Here is a 15,113-nt window from a genome sequence, read left to right as displayed (position 1 = left end):
GATAGCGGCGGAGGCTTGAAACGCAAATCGTTGATCGTTTTCATCGTCTGACGTGATGAAACACCATCGGCTTTGCCGGGCGCGCCCCGATGACCCCTGTCCAGCGGCGCTGGCGCCAATGCCGGACCGCCTCCAGCACAAGGATCAGACAGTCGGCGTAATCGGGATCGTCCAGCCGCCGTTCGGGCGCATGGGGACGGCCAAGCGCCGCCGCCATAAGGGTGCCGTTGCCCCAGTCGGGATGTATCCGGCCAAGGCGGCGGCGATAGCGATCCGCCGCATCGGCTTGTGCGACAAGGTCGCGTGCCGCTCGCCAGCGGAGCCCGCGCGGCACGCACAACAGCGCGCGGGCTCCGGCGACAAGATCGCCGTGCAGCACCGGTCTCATGCGGTCAGCCCCAGGCTGGCCGACGGTCCGCGCCCGAAGCGCGCCGAGATCTGCGCCACCTTCACATTGTAGGCCCCCGACAGCCCATCCTCCGCCGGATCGTAGCTCCAGCCCGGCTCGGTGACCGTGGCCCGGCGGATCTCGGTGCCTGATTGCATGATGCGCACAAGGTAGCGTTCGTTTTCCTCGCCCAGCGGAACATCTTCAAGATCCCAGCTGTCACCGTCGATCCGCGTGCGGCGGACCCAGCTGATCGACACCGCCCCGCCCGATTGCGCCGCCCGCAGATGACACGGGGTATAGGGGCGCAGACCGATACCCCTGAACGATTCTTCGCGCTGGATATAGCTTGCGTCGTCATAGCCCCGGCTGGCCGGGCCGATGCGATAGTGGCGCTGGATGCGCAGCATGGCGGCGGGCAGGTCGATCTGTTCGGGCACGCCGTTCAACGCCACGACATAGGATCCCTCGGGCCAGATTTGCGGCATGATCCCGTCGGTTCCAAGCTGGCCGCGCAAGCGGTGCGACAGCGCCCATGTGTCTTCCCCGACAAGCGCCGCGTCGCGGTATTGCAACAGCTCCCAGTTGCCCGCCGTGCCGTCCCCGATCGCCAGAAGGTTGCCACCCGCCAGAAAACGGTCGTCGCTGACCGATTGCAGCGCGCCGGAAAACAGCCGGACACGAAGCGCCCCGGCCCGGTCGATGCGCCCCGCAGGCGCGCTGGCCAGCGCCGTTTCCGTTTGCCCCACGATGGACCGCCCGCCCAGCACGCTGTTGAGCACATAATCCTCGTCCGTCGCCGAGTCGTAGACAGCAACAGACCCCGGCCACGGATCGGAGGTCAGCGCCAGATAGGGCGCATGCGGCACCTCTTCGCCGGTGACAAGCGGAAGATCCATGAACAGCGGCGTGACCCGGACCGGCGCCACGAAACCGCGCAGGGTCGGCGATTGATCCGGGAAGGTGGACGGCTGGTAGACGTCCGGCTCGTGGTGCACCGCGTCGATCAGCTGAAGTGCGCCGATCTCGACCCTGTCGACCCTGGCCTGTAGCGTCCCCGACGCCGAGGGAAGCGACACGATGTCCCCGGCGGTGATCGGCATTTGCGACGGCGGCAAGGCAAAGCGCAGCGTATCACGCGCCACCCGCGATTCCGCCAGCCAGCGTTCCACGGTCTGGCGTCCTTCGCCGCGGGTCATCACCAGCGGCAGTTCGGTATCCGCGACCGCATGGGTGCGCTCATTCGGCAGGACCGTTTCTTCGCCGACAACCGCATGATCGCCGTCCGCCTCGACAAAGCGCAGCCGGACGCGGCCGGCCATTTCAGCCTCTGACGCACGGATCCGCACCAGATCGCCTTCCAGTTCGTCCGATATCGCCAGCCGGCTTGGATCGATCGGTGTGGCCTGCCGGTCGCGCCTCAGGATGAAATGCAGCGTTCCGTCCCGTTCGACCGCGTCGAACCCATGCGCCAGCATCAGCGGCTGGATCGCCCGGCGCGCGTCTCCGACCTCGTCCACGACATACCCGCGCACCCATCCGTGCAACGCGCTGACATCGTAGTCGGACAGCCCGACCGTTTCGCAAATTTCCGCGACGACAGAGGCAAGTGTGCGCTGCGAGGCCCGCCCGTTCAGCCAATGTCCGCGCCGGTAGTTGTCCCCGTCCGCCCAGAGGCTGTTCAGCCCCGGAAACCAAGGGTAGGGACGCGCATCCCAGGCCCAGACACAGGCGTGATCCATATCCAGCATCGGGCCGCCATAGGTGGACGACTCCGGGTTGTTGGCCGCATCGCCCCAGTACCCGTACAGCGCACGCAGGTACTGATGCTGCATCAGCTCGTCGCGCTGCCCGTTGGAATAATGCGGCAGATCGCTTTCCGAGCTTTTGGGATCAAGGAACTTGTTTGGCTGGTTCGCCCCCTTGTCAATGGCTGCACAACCCAGTTCGGTAAAGCGCACTGGCTTGGATTGCGGTGTCCAGCCGGTGGATGTGGCCTGACGCACCCCGCCGATCCGGTCATGGTGCGCGTGGGCCCACCAGTTGCGAATATCCTTGTAGCGATAGACCCACGGCTCGCCATGGGCGCCGTCGGAAATGGGCGACCGGATTTGCGCGGCGCGGTTCGCGTCGCTGGCGTAATACCAGTCGAATCCTTCTCCGCCTTCGATGTTGGACGCCAGATAGTCCTCGTTGTAGATCGCGCCCCAGCCCGCATCCGCATGATCCGTGCCGTCGCGCCAATCGGCGACAGGCATGTAATTGTCGATGCCGATGAAGTCGATGTCCGGATCGGCCCAAAGCGGGTCGAGGTGAAAGTACACATCGCCCGACCCATCCTGAGGATGATAGCCGAAATATTCCGTCCAGTCGGCGGCATAGCTGATCTTGACCTGGGGACCAAGCAGCGCGCGGCACTGGGCGGCCAGCGCCTTCAGCCGCGCCACAGCCGGAAACCCCATATCGTCACGGATTTGCGTCAGCGCACGCATTTCCGAGCCGATGCAAAAGGATTCGACCCCGCCCGCCGCGGCGCAAAGTGCGGCCTGATGCAGGACGAAGCGGCTATAGGACCATTCATCCGGGCCCGCGTAGCTGACTCCGCCGTCCGACATCGCGAAATCGGCAGCCGCCGCCGTCCCGAAAAAGGCCGCGACCTCGGCCGTCGCGGCAGAGGTGCCGTCCGGCGTGCCGGCCTGCCCCGGCGCGGCGCTAAGCGTGATGCGCCCGCGCCACGGCAGAACCGGTTGACCGGTCGCCCCCGTCCAGGGGTCGGGAAGACCATTGTCCGCAAGCTGATCCATCAGAACGAACGGGTAATACATCACGTCAAGGCCCTGCCCGGACATGCGCTGAATCGCCTGAATGACCGACTGGTCGCAAGGCGTGCCGCCGTAAACCGGCCTGCCGCCGGCTCTTGGCACGGGCTGCGCGGTCGAGCGATCCAGCCCCGATACCCGCCAGGGCATGGCATCGCTGTCGAATTCGGATTGTTCGACCTTGGGACGGATCTCGCAGTCGCCGCAGCGCAGATCGTTGCCGAACCAGCTGACCACAAGCGATACCGCCCCGCAACCGGGCACCTCTTCGACAAGCTGGTCGAGCGAGACATTGAAATCGGGTTCTTCGGCCGGCGAATTCACGTTCGCTATTCCGGCGCCATCGCGCGCATAGCTCATCGGTACCGCTTGGGTGGCAAGCGAATATTCTCCCGTGCCGGGGATCATCGCTATCCCGCGCACGCAATGGGGCACGTCCGCCAGACCGCGGGCTGTATCGGTCTGCGCCGGACGCGTGACCTCAAAGCTGAACTGAGGGATGCGGTTGCCGAACACCGCCAGGTCCACGTCCTCGATCACGACATAGGCCGTGCCGCGATAGGCCGGAACCGCGCCGGTACCTTCGATGACTTCCATATGGGGGTCGGGCAACTGATCGCGCGTTCCATGATAGACGCGCATGTTCAGATCCTTGATCGGGAACTCGGCTCCGTCCGCCCAGACGCGGTTGACACTGGTGATCTCGCCCTCGCAAAGCGCCAGCGCAAGACTCAGCGAATAGCTGTAGCTGGTCACCTTGGACGACGGCGTGGACGGCCCCCCCTTGCCACCGCCGCCGCCGACCTTTTCGGTGTGCGTGCTCTCGGTGAATTCGCTGGCCCAGATCACATGGCCGCCCAGCCGCACGCGCCCATAGACGCGCGCGATGGCCGCCCCTTCACCGGCGCCGCTGAGGTAAAAGCGGTCAGTGCGCCCGGTTTCAACGCTTTCCGATCCCTGCCCCATGAGCCGCTGATCCAGCGCGCGGCCAAAGCTTGCGCCGATGAACTGGCCCACAGCGGTCATCGACAGCCCCAGCACAGACCCGCCGAACGCGCTGCCGACCGCCGCGCCCACGGCCGAAAATACAATCGTCGCCATCAGTTCGTCTCCGTTGGAAGGGCAAAGCGCGCCACGATGCGGCGACGCCAGGGCAGGCTGAGCGCGCTTTCGATCACGCCGTGCCCGCTGTAGGCATGGACAAAGCTTGCGGCCTCGCCCGTGCGGGCCTGAAGCCCAAGGTGTTTCGCGACCGAACTGGCCCGCATCCGGAACAGCAGCACATCGCCCGGCGCCTCGTCGTTCAATGCCTTGCGCGTCATATGGCGCAACCCGGCGCGAAACAGCGCCTCGTCGCCCTGCGGTTCGGACCAGTCGCGGGTATACGGCGGGATGTCTTCCGGTTCCGGCCCAATGGCCTCGCGCCAGACGCCGCGCACAAGACCAAGGCAATCGCAGCCCGCGCCCCGGACCGAGCTTTGATGAACGTAGGGCGTGCCGATCCAGCCCCGCGCGGCGGTCACAAGGTCGATGCGTGTCATCTGCGGCTGCCTCCCCCAAGAGATTTCGCGCGCTGCGGATAGACGAGCATCCAGTCTTCCTCGGGGATGTCCGGGAAGCCCTGGAAATTCAACGCGTTGTCATATTTCTCCCGGCAGGTGGCAAAGCGTTTGTCGCATCCCGCCGTGATCCGCACGGTGTCGCCGGGTACGAGCGTGGCGCCCAGTCCCTGCCATAAGTCGAACGCCCGACCGGCCGACGTGATCCGGTCACGCTTGATCGCTCCACTCAGCCCCGCCGCCACGCCTGACAGCACCGTCAGGCTGCCACGCTGGAACCAGCCGGCCTCAAACGTGTCGAGTGGGGGCAAGGTGACCGCGCGGTTTTCATCGACCGCAATCACCGTTCCCTCGTGGACATACAGCGGATCGGACAGATCCACCCGGCACACACGATCCCCCAGAACCGCGGAACACGGCCCCTGGTACACGCGCCCCGTCGGGCGATTGAGCATCTCGGTCAGTCCACGCAGTTCGGCGTGGAACGCCCCGTTCACCCGGCGCATTTCGCCGATACTGCCCCGGAACAGGATGCGCCTTTGGCTGACATCCCGCCAGTTGACCAGCCACGACACCACCTCGGCCCCGTCAAAACGCCCGGCTTCGATGTCGGCTTCTGACAGGGAATCGTCGCGCAGCGCGCCCATTGCTTCGGTGTTGTCGACCGACAGGCCCGTCGCCTGGCTGAGCGCCTTGGCGCTCAGGCCGGTGTCGGCGCGAAAGGTCAGCCCGTCAAAGACCAGATCCGCATCATGATCGGTGAACCCATACCGCAGACCGTCCGTGCGAGCAACCGCCCAGCAGCGCGACACCGTCGTGATGCCGGTCGCAAGATGGTCGTGAAGCTCCTGCTTTCCCATCAGACCCTCACCTCGACAACCGGCACATCCGGCGCCTGACCGGCCTGGAACGTGGCGATACTGACATGGACGTGGTCGGTATCGAACCGCACCGGCACATCGAATTCGAACCCTGCGGTGATCTGCGCGCCGTTCGCGGGGGGCGTTGTCAGCGTGACCTCTCCGGTCGCGGCATTGACCCCGAAATCCGTGCCCTGCGTCAATGCGACACCCGCCACGGCAACCACGACCGTGCCCTCCACGGGTTTGGTGATCGGGCGCGTATAGCTGGCGCTGCCAGAAACATAGGCTTTCACAAGTTGAAAGCCGGTTGCCGTCCCATCCCCGGTGCCGATCGCTTGATCGGTCGCCGCCACCGTGGTCGAAGGTTTGCAGGATTTGAAATCCGCCCAGTCCTTCCAGCGAAAGCCATGCAGCTGACCGCTGCGCGCCTCGAAAAAGCCAAGCAGCTTTTCGATGTCATCCAGACGGCGCAGGCCCAACCCCGCATCATAGCGGCGGCGCGAATGCGCCCAGGGGCTGTTGCGTTCCTCGTGCCCGCTGGTCAGTTCCACCACATCGGTGCGCCGCTCCGGCCCGCCCAGCGCGCCAAAGCTCAGATCCGTGGGAAATCTTACCTCGTGAAAGCTCATGTTCCGTCCCTCACCTGTTGCGCGCGCCAGAGCCAAGGGCGCGGCTCATGCGGGCCGCGATCTGGGACTGGCTGCGCTGGAAACTCGCCGCATCCGGCGTCGAAATATTCATCACGACGCTGACCGGCTGGCTGCTGCCCTGGGTGCGTACACCCAGCTTGCCGTCAGCGCCCCTGCTCAGCGGCATGATGGCCTCGGGGCCCGCTTCGCCCAGCAGCCCGGTGCCGCCGCGCATGGCAAAGCTGACAGGGCCGTTCACCACGCCCCCGGTTGCAAACGGCGTGACGCGGCCTTGGGTAAGGGCCGCACCGTCCGCGAACAGCGACATGCCACCGAACAGACTGCCCAGCCCCCCCGCGACGATCCCGCCAAGCTGGTTTGTCACAGGGGTCACCGCCGCCTTGTAGGCCGCGTCGATCATCGACGTCGCCACCGTCTGCAACGCATCCGTCAGCTTCATCCCGTCCAGGATCACCCCGTCAAAGGCCCGGCTGAGCCCCTTGCTGAGCGAGCGTTCCAACGACGCCACGTTGCGCCCCGTTTCGGAAAAGGTACCGTGGATGCGCTTCATCTCGGCGTCGAAACCCGCCGCCATGGCCGTTGCGGACCCCAAGCTTGTCTCCAGCTCGGCAAGCTGGGTATCAAGATCGTCAGCCGTATCGAAATCGGTCATCGACCGTCTCCTTTCATGTCGTCGGGAAAGGCGCTCAGCAGCTCGTCCAGCCGCGAGCGCGCCATCGGCGCCGCCCCGCTGTCCTCGCCCAGCATCACCCGCAATTCGACCGGGGTGAGTTGCCAGAATTCATGCGGCTTCAGCCCAAGGCCGCGCACACCCGCACGCAGCAAGGTTCCCCAGTCAAATCGCTGCATCACTGTTCGTCCGGCAGCGTAAAGGCCCGTGCAAGCAGTTCCGCCGCCGCCCGTGCCGCGGCCATCGGGCCGCCGGCGATCTCGGCGTTCAGCAGATCCTTTGCACCGCCCGGCCAGCCGCCACCCCGCAGCCCCGCGACGATCAGCTTCAGCACGTCTCGGGTGGTGCACCGCCCCGTTTCAAAGCGGGTCACCAGATCGACCAGCGAATCCTCGCCCAGACCCGCTTCGAGTTCCGCAAGCGCCCCCAGCGTCAGCCGCATGAGGTGGCGCTCGCCGTCGATGGTCAGCGCCACCTCGCCTGCCCAGGGGTTTGCCATCACGGTGCCGCAGTAAAGCTCAGCGCCCCGGCCGAGGCCAGCGACATCTCGTAGGTGGCTTCGCCGTTGTGCGACCCCGCGTATTCGATCGACGTCACAAGGAACGCGCCCTCGACGGTGCCGAAATCGGGGATGATGACCTGAAAATCAGGCGTCACGCCGTCGAAAAAGATCTGCCGCGCGCGTTCATCCGTGGCCGTGTCCTTGAACACACCCGACCCCGAGATGTTGGCCGACCGCACGCCCGCGCCCCCCAAGAGTTCGCGCCAGCCGCCATCGCTTTCCAGCGAGGTCACATCGACGCTTTCCGCGTTGAAGCTGATGCGCGTCGCGCGCAGGCCAGCCATGGTCTGGAACGAGCCGGAACCGGTCACGTCCACCTTGATCAAAAGATCCTTGCCGTTCTGGGCACCCATCTGCCTTACTCCTTGGATTGAAGGGTCAGTCTTCCGCGACGCGCGCGCGGAAGGTCATGTCGATACGGCGTCGTCCGCCGCTTTGCCGCCGCGCCGTGGCGCGACGGAAATTCAGGCTCACCAACCGTCCCCGGCTCAGCGCCAGCCCCGCATCGACAAGTGCGTCTGACGCCGCCGCGGCAACGGTCTTGGCCATGTGAAAGCCCGCCGCATCGGTCACCACCGCGACGGTCAGGTCGTGCCAGGCGCCGTAGCCGGTACCGTCGGACGCATCGCGCACGGTTTCGGCCCCCAGCGTCAGATAAAGGCTTGGCAGCGGGCCTTGCGGCAGCGCGTCGTAGATGTCGTCGCCGACCAGCGCGGTCAGGGCCGCATTGCCGATCAGCTGGTCGTAAACCGCGCTTTGCAGTGCTGCGGAAATCGCATAGGTCATGCCGCCACCTCCTCGCGTGCGTCACAGTCCAGATACATCCCGCCGGGCTCGATTTCCGTCACGGCGAGGATCTCGAAAATCCGCGCGCCCATGACGAACCTCTGCCCCGCTACGGGGCGGTTGCCAGCCCCCTGGGGCGCGCCGCGCACCGTGATGCGAAAGGTGCCAAGCGACACGGCTCCGGCGAACCCTTGCGTCTGGCGACCGCTTCGCGGCGTGACCTCGGCCCACAGCGTGCCCAGCGTAACCCAGGTCTCGCTCCGCCCGCCCGCGCCGTCGGGGCCGCCCTGACGCTCTTGCAGCGCCAGTTCCCGGTTCAGGACAGGAACGCTCATGCCCCGAACCCCATGCGCATCGGACGGTAACGCGCGATCAGCGAGGTAACGCCAAAGGGCATGCACCCCTGGCTTAGCGATGTCTCGTCCCGGTATTCGTAGTAATGCGCCGCCAGCAGCAGGACCGCCTGCGCCAGATCGGCGGGAATGTCCTCGAACGCCGCCCCATAGCCGGCGGTAAAGCGGATCTCGGCCGCCCCGCCCTCGGGGACGCAAGGCAGCACGGACGCCTGCGGGCGCAGCCTTGGCGCCATGCCGTCAGCTTCCAGCCGGTAGGCGCCAGTGTCGCTGACCGTCGCCGCCCCGAAGCGGTCGACGATGGCAAGCTGGCTTACCGCGCTGACCGGCGCGATGGGGAAAACCGCCGCCTGAGGGTCACGCCACTGGCTCAGCGTCCAGACAAAGCCACGTGCTATCAACGCCTTGCCGGTTCGCGCCTCAATCGCGGCCATGGCGGCGCGAAGGAAGGAGCCGAGCACCGCGTCCTGAACATCATCCTCGGCAAACCCGCTGCCCAGCCGCAGGTGGCGCTTCAAAGCCTCCACCGGAAGGGCCGCATCGGGCACCTGGGTTTCTTCGATCAACATCATTCTCTTTCTCCGCTATCCTCGTCCGGGCCAAAGGGTCCGGAGGCCAGGTTGGGCGCGCGCCGCTCACGTTGCTCGGACGGAGGGGAGCAGCTGGACAACGCGACCGCCGCGACGCGCGCCCCACAGGGGCAGGTCACCCTGCCCCCATGTCCGCTTCAGGTTCAGGCCGTGGCGCAGCGCAGCAGCTTGATCGCCGCGAAGTCGCTCACGTCGCCGCCCACGCGCTTGGTGGCATAAAACAGGACGTGCGGCTTGGCGCTGAACGGGTCGCGCAGAACGCGCAGGTCCGGACGCTCGGCGATGGTGTAGCCGGCCGAGAAGTCGCCAAAGGCGATGGCATCGGCGCCGGTGCCGACCTCGGGCATGTCCTCGCAGACCAGCACGGGGTAGCCGAGCAGTCGCGCGGGCTGCGCGGCGGCCAGACCGTCGGACCACAGGTGACGGCCATCCGCATCCTTGAGCTTGCGCAGCGCGCCAGCGGTCTTCGAGTTCATCACAAACGACGCCTTGGCGCGGTATTCGGCACCCAGCGCATAGACCAGATCAATGATCGGATCGCCGCCGCCGATGTCGCCATCCACGCCCGATGGCACATAGCCGATGTTGCCCCAGGCCCAGACCTCGTTGTCGACCGCCGGATGCGACAGGATGCCCATGGGCTTGTCGACACCGTCACCGTTGATGAACGCGGACGCCTCGGCACGGCTGAACTTGTCCGCAACGCGGCCCGCAAGCCAGGTCTCGATGTCGAACGCGCTGTCATCCAGCAAACGCTGGCTGGCCTTGGGCATCGCCGACAACTCGTGCAGCTTGATCGAGATGCGGTCGATGGTCGGCGTTCCGGTTTCCGAAGATCCCGCGATCTCGTCCGCCCAGCCGGCCCCCGTTTCGCCCTGGTCGATCAGCACGTCATACGATGTCGCCTCGACCGTCACGACCGACGCGATGGCGCGGATCGACGCGGTGCTGTCAAGCACCGATTTCACGGTATCCGAGGTCACGGGATCGACAAGATAGCCGCCGTCGCCCGCCACGGTGGTGGACATGCCCTTGCCTTCCAGGGCAAGGCCGCGCAGCCCGTCATCGTCGCCGGTGCGCAGATAGGCGTCGAACGCCTTCTGGTGGGGGGCATCGTGCTCAGCCGAAGTGGCCAGCGCAGGGCGCGCGCGAGAGGTCGTCATTTTTGCGTCAAGCATGGTCAGTCGCTCTTCCTGTTTATGAAGCTTCACCTGAAAGTCGGCCTGCAAGGCCTTGATATCCCCGACAAGCCCCGACATTGCGGCGCTCACCCGGGCGACCGGGGTCAGATCTTCCCCGGTCCGAGAAACAGTCTCGGAGTTGCTCATAGTCTCGATCCCGTTCGTGTTAGACGCGCGTCAAACGCCCGCCAGGTCCAGGCGCGCGCCCTCGAGCGCCTGCGCCAGCTCACGCATGATGGCATCCTCGGGGGTCTCGCCCTTGGCCGCCACACGCGCACTGGGAAGCATCGGGAAGGTCACAAGCGACACCTCCCAAAGTTCCAGTTCCTTAAGAAGCCTGCGCCCCTTGTCATCCTTCGCCGCCCTGACGGTGCGATAGCCGATCGACAGACCGTCGATGGCACCGGCAGCGATCAGCGCGGCGGCCTCGCGGCCCTTTTCAACGCTGTCCAGCAAACGGCCGCGCACATACAGGCCCTTGCCGTCCTCGCGCACCTCGTCCCAGATGCCGATCGGCTGGGCGGGGTCGTGCTGCCACAGCATCTTGACCGCGCGCCCCTCGCCCGCCAGCCGCTTGAGCGACCCGGCATAGGCGCCGGGCGCGACCACGTCGCCGCCCTGGTCGCAGGCCCCGAACAGCGAGGCATAGCCTTCGATCTTCGCGCCCTCTACGACGACCTCCGCATCAAAGCGGCAAAACTTGTGTTCCAGGTCCATTCCCGTTCCTTTCCGAAATCCGCTCATCGGGCGACCGACATCAACTCGACAAATGCCTGTGACAATGTCACCGCCGCCACTCCGTAGACCGCAAGCCAGAGCCTGCGTTCGACCCGCTCCAGCATCAGTTCCAGCCGGTCGATGCGCGCGTTCAACGCCTCGGTCTGCAACAGGCTGACCCGTTCATGCGCTTCCAGCTTCAGCGCCGGCGCGCAGGCAAAGGGTTCGAATTCGATACGCCGGTCACTCACCGTCATCCTCCTTGGGAATATCCGGCAGACCAAGCATCCGGCGCTTTTCCGCGGCGGTGAGGAAATCCGCCTGCGCCACGCGCGCCCATTGCGCGTCACGCTCGCTGGCCAGCGCCGGCACCTGGTCAAGGTCGGGCTTCAGCTCGACATGCTCTCCCAGATGCGTCGACAGCCAGCGCCCCACCGCCGCCGTCACGCGCGTCGCCAGCGGCAACACGGTGAGCCGGTAGAAGGCGCGATGCGCCTCCTGATAATTCGCAAAAGTCGCCTCGCCGGGAATACCCAGCAGCATCGGCGGCACCCCGAAGGCCACCGCGATTTCCCGCGCGGCGGATTCCTTGGTCTTCTGAAATTCCATGTCCGAGGGCGAAAAGCCCATCGGTTTCCAGTCCAGCCCGCCTTCCAGCAGCATCGGACGGCCCGCATTGCGCGCGCCCTGGTGCAGGCTTTCCATCTCGTCGCGCAGCCGCTCGAACTGCTCGGTCGACATGGTGCCCTGACCGTCGGCGCCGTTCCATACGATGGCGCCGGACGGGCGCGCCGCGTTGTCCAGCAGCCCCTTGGACCAGCGGCTGGCGCTGTTGTGCACATCCACCGCCTGCGCCGCGGCCTGAAACGGCGACAGCCCGTAGTGATCGTCCTGCGGATGAAACGCCCGCACATGGCATACCGGCGGCACCGGCCCCGAGGCATCGAAACGATGGCGGCGACCGTCGACCATGTAGTCATAAGCCACCGGCCAGCCATCGGCGCCAGGGATCACCCGCATCCGGTCCGACCGCAGCACATGCAGTTCGACCGGAAGACCCGCCTCGGCGCAGACCGCCTCGATATAGGCGTCGCCCGACAGCAGCAGATGTCCGTAAAGCGCTTCGAACAGCTCGGCCTTGCCCTGCGCCGCGTTGGGCGCGGTGACCAGAGACAGCAGCGGATGCTGTGCATATCGCTCGCAATCGTCCTGCAACACCAGCGGCAGCGCCGCTGCGGCTTCGGCGATCAGCTTGACCGCGCGAAACCCCACCGGGTTGCCCGAAAACCCCTGACGCGTCAGCGAGCCAGAGTCGCGCGGCGTCCAGGCCACCCGGCCCGCCGTCGCATAGGCCACCAAAGGCCCGGTGGCCGACGCCTTGGCCTCGGGCGCCGTCGCGGACGCGGCGTCTTCGTTGCGGTTGCCTCGCAGAAAATCGAATACCATCGGCTGGCGCTCCTTGCTTCGTTCCCCGGACCGCCCCGGGTCCGCATCGCGTTCGTTCGAGACACACACTATGAATTGGAAGTTAATTCGCTCTGGCGGCACCGCGCGCCGGGCGCGCAACGCCCAGCCCATGCACGCGAAAGGCAGCTATGCAGCCAAAGCCCTAGCTCGTTGCGAATCCGCCCGGTAGGCTTTCGGGATACGACGGGATACCGCCCCGCCCCGAGCACAGCCCGAGAACATCGATGAAGACCGACACCCCGACCCTGCGCCCCCTGTTGTCCGACGACGCCGACACCGTGGCCGACATCTTTCGCGATGCGGTGCTGAACGGCACGACCGCCCATTACAGCGAAGCCGAACGCATCGCCTGGGTCGGACCAAAGCCCGACCCGGAACGCTGGCGCGACCGCGTGGGCGAATCGGTGGGCCTGATGGCAGAGGTCAGCGGGGACGCGGTGGGGTACATGACCCTGCAGGCACCGGGTCATATCGACCTGGCCTTCGTGCGGCCCGCTTTCGCGGGGCACGGCATCGGGGCAGAGCTGCTAGAGGCGTTGACGCGCATCGCCCGTGCAGGCGGCGCACGGGCGATGACATCCAGTGTCAGCCGCGCCGCGCGCCCGTTTTTCGAACGTCACGGTTTCAAGGTCATCGCAGAAGTCAGCATCGTCCGCCGCGGCGTGGCCCTTGCGAATTTCGACATGCGCAAGGACTTGTAGGCCCGGACGTTTCCGCCCGGACCCATGGTGTCACGCTCAGATGATCCGCATGCCGGGCCGCCGGTGCCCCGCCTGTGAATCGACCACCAGTTCGGTCAGCGCCCAGACCAGCGCATCGACGCGGTCGGGCGATCCCTGCCCCTCGAACCCCGCGCCGGTCATCAGGCCCATCTGTTCCTCGAGCTCGACAAACGCCCCCGCATGACCGATCCGGCCCTGCTCGTAAAGCGCGGCCACCGGCTCGGCCCGCGCGGATTTGCCCCGCGTGGCATGAACCTTGCGCAAAGCGATCTGCGGCGCGACCTGCCGCAGCACCGATTCCACCATGGCCCCGCCCTGGTTGACCTCGGCGACCACCCGGTCCGCCTGCCAGCGATCAAACGCATCCGCCGCCGCCTGCGCCCAGCCGGTGGGGGAGGTGCCCTGCACCGTTGCATCCTCCAGCACCCAGGCCCGCCATGATTGCGGCGGCCCGTCGCAGACCACGCCCGCGACGACGATACCGCAGGCATCCGCCGCCTTGCCCTCGCCCGCGGGCGGATCAACCGCCACGACGATACGATCGAATTCCTTGGGCACCTTCAGCGTCTGCGCCCTCTCCAGCACCTCATGCGTCCACAGCGCGCCATCCACGTCCGTGACAAGGATGCCGTCCAGTTCCTGTTTGGCCAGCCGCGAATTGCCGTAGCGCGCGCGCACTTCTTCCAGAAAACTGTCGGCAAGGTTGGCCCGGTTCGCTTCGGTCCTGGCGCGTGTCACCACCGTCGACGGCAATTCCAACAATTCCTTCAGAATGCCGATATTGCGCGGAGTCGTCGTGACGCAAACCTGCGGATGCGCGCCAAGGCGCAGCGCAAATTGCAGCATGTCCCAGGTGTCGCGTGCCTTTTTCCATTTAGCCAGCTCGTCCACCCAGGCCGCATCGAATTGCGGCCCGCGCAGCCCTTCGGGGTCATGCGCGGAAAACACCATCGCCTCTGCCCCGTTCGGCCAGACAAGGCAGCGCCGCGTGGCCTGCCACTCGGGGCGCCGATCGGGCGGCGAGCAATTCATGATGCCCGATTCCCCAAAGATCATCACCTCGCGCACCTGATCCATGGTCTCGCCGATCAGCGCGACCCGCTTGCACCGCCCCGGCGACAGCGGAAGCGCGCCCTCGACGCACGACCGTACCCATTCGGCCCCGGCGCGGGTTTTCCCCGCGCCGCGACCACCCATGATGACCCAGGACCGCCAGTCACCCGCCGGGGGCAACTGGTGTTCCATCGCCCAGAACTCGAACAGAAAGGGGAGCGCAAGGCACTCCCCCTCCGTCATCTCATTCAGGAATTGTTCCCGCACCGCAGCACCGGCGGAGGCGAGCCATGCGGCACCCGATCTCATCGCGGGCGCGTTCAAGATCAAGGGCCCAGTCTCCGGCAAGCCCTTTCTGCTTTCGTCTGACATTGGCGATCTGCGCCTCCGTTTCATGGGACGCGCGCATCCAGTAGCGCACGTCGCTCATCAATTTGCCCGTCTCCGTCTTCGATGTGGCTTCCCCCTCCTCGATCTGCGCCTTGAGGCGTCTGATTTCCTCGCCAAGCTCCTTGAGAACTTCGACGATATGCTCGCGCTCGTCTTCGAGCCGCGTCATGTCTTCTTCGAGGTGGATGAGGATCATGCTCGATACCTTTCTAACCTGTACGGACTTTTTGTCCTTTTTGTTGGTCTCCGTCCGAAATGCGGGACATGACGTTATTGTCCGCAGGCGCCTGTTCCTGCGGGCGGTCGTCCTTGTGCGTCCAGCATGGGGAAAGGTACCCTTGCG

19 protein-coding genes are annotated in these 15,113 nt (G+C 66.0%); 1 reads left to right on the top strand and 18 read right to left on the bottom strand.

Features of this window, described 5'->3' with window-relative positions; all coding sequences use genetic code 11:
• Positions 1-40: 40 nt before the first annotated feature.
• The 16 genes from ATI53_RS01845 to ATI53_RS01770 form a co-directional block, all read right to left on the bottom strand.
• On the bottom strand, positions 41-388 hold the full coding sequence (locus ATI53_RS01845) for a DUF7742 family protein (protein ID WP_034453437.1): 348 nt from the start codon (positions 386-388) through the stop codon (positions 41-43).
• A complete protein-coding gene (locus ATI53_RS01840) occupies positions 385-4,308 on the bottom strand; it encodes a baseplate multidomain protein megatron (protein WP_111549604.1) in 3,924 nt (1,307 codons plus the stop codon). Before ATI53_RS01840 ends, ATI53_RS01845 begins: the two co-directional genes overlap by 4 nt.
• Positions 4,308-4,748, bottom strand: a complete 441-nt coding sequence (locus tag ATI53_RS01835; protein ID WP_111549603.1) for an NlpC/P60 family protein — start codon at positions 4,746-4,748, stop codon at positions 4,308-4,310. The genes ATI53_RS01840 and ATI53_RS01835 overlap by 1 nt, the downstream gene beginning before the upstream one ends.
• The gene (locus ATI53_RS01830; protein WP_111549602.1) at positions 4,745-5,626 is read right to left on the bottom strand and encodes a phage/gene transfer agent baseplate hub protein; all 882 of its coding nucleotides are present in this window, start codon (positions 5,624-5,626) and stop codon (positions 4,745-4,747) included. Before ATI53_RS01830 ends, ATI53_RS01835 begins: the two co-directional genes overlap by 4 nt.
• Positions 5,626-6,258, bottom strand: a complete 633-nt coding sequence (locus tag ATI53_RS01825) for a DUF2460 domain-containing protein (protein WP_111549601.1) — start codon at positions 6,256-6,258, stop codon at positions 5,626-5,628. Before ATI53_RS01825 ends, ATI53_RS01830 begins: the two co-directional genes overlap by 1 nt.
• Before the next feature lie 10 nt (positions 6,259-6,268).
• Entirely contained in the window at positions 6,269-6,931 is a 663-nt protein-coding gene (locus ATI53_RS01820; protein WP_111549600.1) for an RcGTA-type gene transfer agent tail tape measure protein, read from the bottom strand.
• The gene (locus ATI53_RS01815) at positions 6,928-7,128 is read right to left on the bottom strand and encodes a rcc01693 family protein (RefSeq protein WP_009506651.1); all 201 of its coding nucleotides are present in this window, start codon (positions 7,126-7,128) and stop codon (positions 6,928-6,930) included. The genes ATI53_RS01820 and ATI53_RS01815 overlap by 4 nt, the downstream gene beginning before the upstream one ends.
• Positions 7,128-7,448: a gene transfer agent family protein gene (locus tag ATI53_RS01810; RefSeq protein WP_009506653.1), complete on the bottom strand. Its 321-nt coding sequence runs from the start codon at positions 7,446-7,448 to the stop codon at positions 7,128-7,130. Before ATI53_RS01810 ends, ATI53_RS01815 begins: the two co-directional genes overlap by 1 nt.
• A complete protein-coding gene (locus tag ATI53_RS01805) occupies positions 7,448-7,864 on the bottom strand; it encodes a phage major tail protein, TP901-1 family (protein WP_111549599.1) in 417 nt (138 codons plus the stop codon). Before ATI53_RS01805 ends, ATI53_RS01810 begins: the two co-directional genes overlap by 1 nt.
• 25 nt (positions 7,865-7,889) lie before the next feature.
• Positions 7,890-8,297: a DUF3168 domain-containing protein gene (locus ATI53_RS01800; RefSeq protein WP_111549598.1), complete on the bottom strand. Its 408-nt coding sequence runs from the start codon at positions 8,295-8,297 to the stop codon at positions 7,890-7,892.
• Positions 8,294-8,632 (bottom strand): head-tail adaptor protein, encoded by a 339-nt coding sequence (locus tag ATI53_RS01795; RefSeq protein WP_111549597.1) that lies wholly within the window; start codon positions 8,630-8,632, stop codon positions 8,294-8,296. Before ATI53_RS01795 ends, ATI53_RS01800 begins: the two co-directional genes overlap by 4 nt.
• Positions 8,629-9,222, bottom strand: coding sequence for a head-tail connector protein (locus ATI53_RS01790; RefSeq protein WP_009506661.1), 594 nt, complete (start codon positions 9,220-9,222; stop codon positions 8,629-8,631). Before ATI53_RS01790 ends, ATI53_RS01795 begins: the two co-directional genes overlap by 4 nt.
• A gap of 161 nt (positions 9,223-9,383) precedes the next feature.
• Positions 9,384-10,568, bottom strand: a complete 1,185-nt coding sequence (locus tag ATI53_RS01785; protein ID WP_111549596.1) for a phage major capsid protein — start codon at positions 10,566-10,568, stop codon at positions 9,384-9,386.
• A 30-nt stretch (positions 10,569-10,598) separates the two neighbouring features.
• Positions 10,599-11,138: an HK97 family phage prohead protease gene (locus ATI53_RS01780; RefSeq protein ID WP_009506664.1), complete on the bottom strand. Its 540-nt coding sequence runs from the start codon at positions 11,136-11,138 to the stop codon at positions 10,599-10,601.
• Between the two features lie 23 nt (positions 11,139-11,161).
• Entirely contained in the window at positions 11,162-11,395 is a 234-nt protein-coding gene (locus tag ATI53_RS01775; RefSeq protein ID WP_111549595.1) for a GTA head formation protein, RCAP_rcc01685 family, read from the bottom strand.
• Positions 11,382-12,584 carry a phage portal protein gene (locus ATI53_RS01770; RefSeq protein ID WP_009506668.1) on the bottom strand — a complete coding sequence of 401 codons (1,203 nt, stop codon included), beginning with the start codon at positions 12,582-12,584 and terminating at the stop codon, positions 11,382-11,384. The genes ATI53_RS01775 and ATI53_RS01770 overlap by 14 nt, the downstream gene beginning before the upstream one ends.
• 245 nt (positions 12,585-12,829) lie before the next feature.
• Here ATI53_RS01770 and ATI53_RS01765 point away from each other — a divergent pair, with 245 nt between their 5' ends.
• The gene (locus ATI53_RS01765) at positions 12,830-13,306 is read left to right on the top strand and encodes a GNAT family N-acetyltransferase (protein ID WP_009506669.1); all 477 of its coding nucleotides are present in this window, start codon (positions 12,830-12,832) and stop codon (positions 13,304-13,306) included.
• Positions 13,307-13,342: 36 nt separating this feature from the next.
• On the opposite strand, the gene ATI53_RS01760 is transcribed toward ATI53_RS01765, so the two are convergent.
• On the bottom strand, positions 13,343-14,689 hold the full coding sequence (locus ATI53_RS01760; protein WP_083840719.1) for a DNA-packaging protein: 1,347 nt from the start codon (positions 14,687-14,689) through the stop codon (positions 13,343-13,345).
• The gene (locus tag ATI53_RS01755; protein ID WP_009506673.1) at positions 14,625-14,966 is read right to left on the bottom strand and encodes a hypothetical protein; all 342 of its coding nucleotides are present in this window, start codon (positions 14,964-14,966) and stop codon (positions 14,625-14,627) included. The genes ATI53_RS01760 and ATI53_RS01755 overlap by 65 nt, the downstream gene beginning before the upstream one ends.
• Positions 14,967-15,113 lie beyond the last annotated feature (147 nt).

This window comes from Salipiger aestuarii (assembly GCF_003259905.1).
Lineage (GTDB): Bacteria > Pseudomonadota > Alphaproteobacteria > Rhodobacterales > Rhodobacteraceae > Salipiger > Salipiger aestuarii.
Note: the sequence above shows the minus strand (reverse complement) of the source record. Positions and strands in the feature narration are given on the sequence as shown.

Bases quoted from the DNA above. Each gene is read 5' to 3' on its own strand.
- ATI53_RS01780 (WP_009506664.1), bottom strand. From the start codon at position 11,138: ATGGACCTGGAACACAAGTTTTGCCGCTTTGATGCGGAGGTCGTCGTA.
- ATI53_RS01840 (WP_111549604.1), bottom strand. From the start codon at position 4,308: ATGGCGACGATTGTATTTTCGGCCGTGGGCGCGGCGGTCGGCAGCGCG.
- ATI53_RS01770 (WP_009506668.1), bottom strand. From the start codon at position 12,584: ATGGTATTCGATTTTCTGCGAGGCAACCGCAACGAAGACGCCGCGTCC.
- ATI53_RS01775 (WP_111549595.1), bottom strand. From the start codon at position 11,395: ATGACGGTGAGTGACCGGCGTATCGAATTCGAACCCTTTGCCTGCGCG.
- ATI53_RS01825 (WP_111549601.1), bottom strand. From the start codon at position 6,258: ATGAGCTTTCACGAGGTAAGATTTCCCACGGATCTGAGCTTTGGCGCG.
- ATI53_RS01830 (WP_111549602.1), bottom strand. From the start codon at position 5,626: ATGGGAAAGCAGGAGCTTCACGACCATCTTGCGACCGGCATCACGACG.
- ATI53_RS01845 (WP_034453437.1), bottom strand. From the start codon at position 388: ATGAGACCGGTGCTGCACGGCGATCTTGTCGCCGGAGCCCGCGCGCTG.
- ATI53_RS01765 (WP_009506669.1), top strand. From the start codon at position 12,830: ATGAAGACCGACACCCCGACCCTGCGCCCCCTGTTGTCCGACGACGCC.
- ATI53_RS01835 (WP_111549603.1), bottom strand. From the start codon at position 4,748: ATGACACGCATCGACCTTGTGACCGCCGCGCGGGGCTGGATCGGCACG.
- ATI53_RS01800 (WP_111549598.1), bottom strand. From the start codon at position 8,297: ATGACCTATGCGATTTCCGCAGCACTGCAAAGCGCGGTTTACGACCAG.
- ATI53_RS01790 (WP_009506661.1), bottom strand. From the start codon at position 9,222: ATGATGTTGATCGAAGAAACCCAGGTGCCCGATGCGGCCCTTCCGGTG.
- ATI53_RS01815 (WP_009506651.1), bottom strand. From the start codon at position 7,128: ATGCAGCGATTTGACTGGGGAACCTTGCTGCGTGCGGGTGTGCGCGGC.
- ATI53_RS01805 (WP_111549599.1), bottom strand. From the start codon at position 7,864: ATGGGTGCCCAGAACGGCAAGGATCTTTTGATCAAGGTGGACGTGACC.
- ATI53_RS01785 (WP_111549596.1), bottom strand. From the start codon at position 10,568: ATGAGCAACTCCGAGACTGTTTCTCGGACCGGGGAAGATCTGACCCCG.
- ATI53_RS01795 (WP_111549597.1), bottom strand. From the start codon at position 8,632: ATGAGCGTTCCTGTCCTGAACCGGGAACTGGCGCTGCAAGAGCGTCAG.
- ATI53_RS01755 (WP_009506673.1), bottom strand. From the start codon at position 14,966: ATGATCCTCATCCACCTCGAAGAAGACATGACGCGGCTCGAAGACGAG.
- ATI53_RS01820 (WP_111549600.1), bottom strand. From the start codon at position 6,931: ATGACCGATTTCGATACGGCTGACGATCTTGATACCCAGCTTGCCGAG.
- ATI53_RS01810 (WP_009506653.1), bottom strand. From the start codon at position 7,448: ATGGCAAACCCCTGGGCAGGCGAGGTGGCGCTGACCATCGACGGCGAG.
- ATI53_RS01760 (WP_083840719.1), bottom strand. From the start codon at position 14,689: ATGAGATCGGGTGCCGCATGGCTCGCCTCCGCCGGTGCTGCGGTGCGG.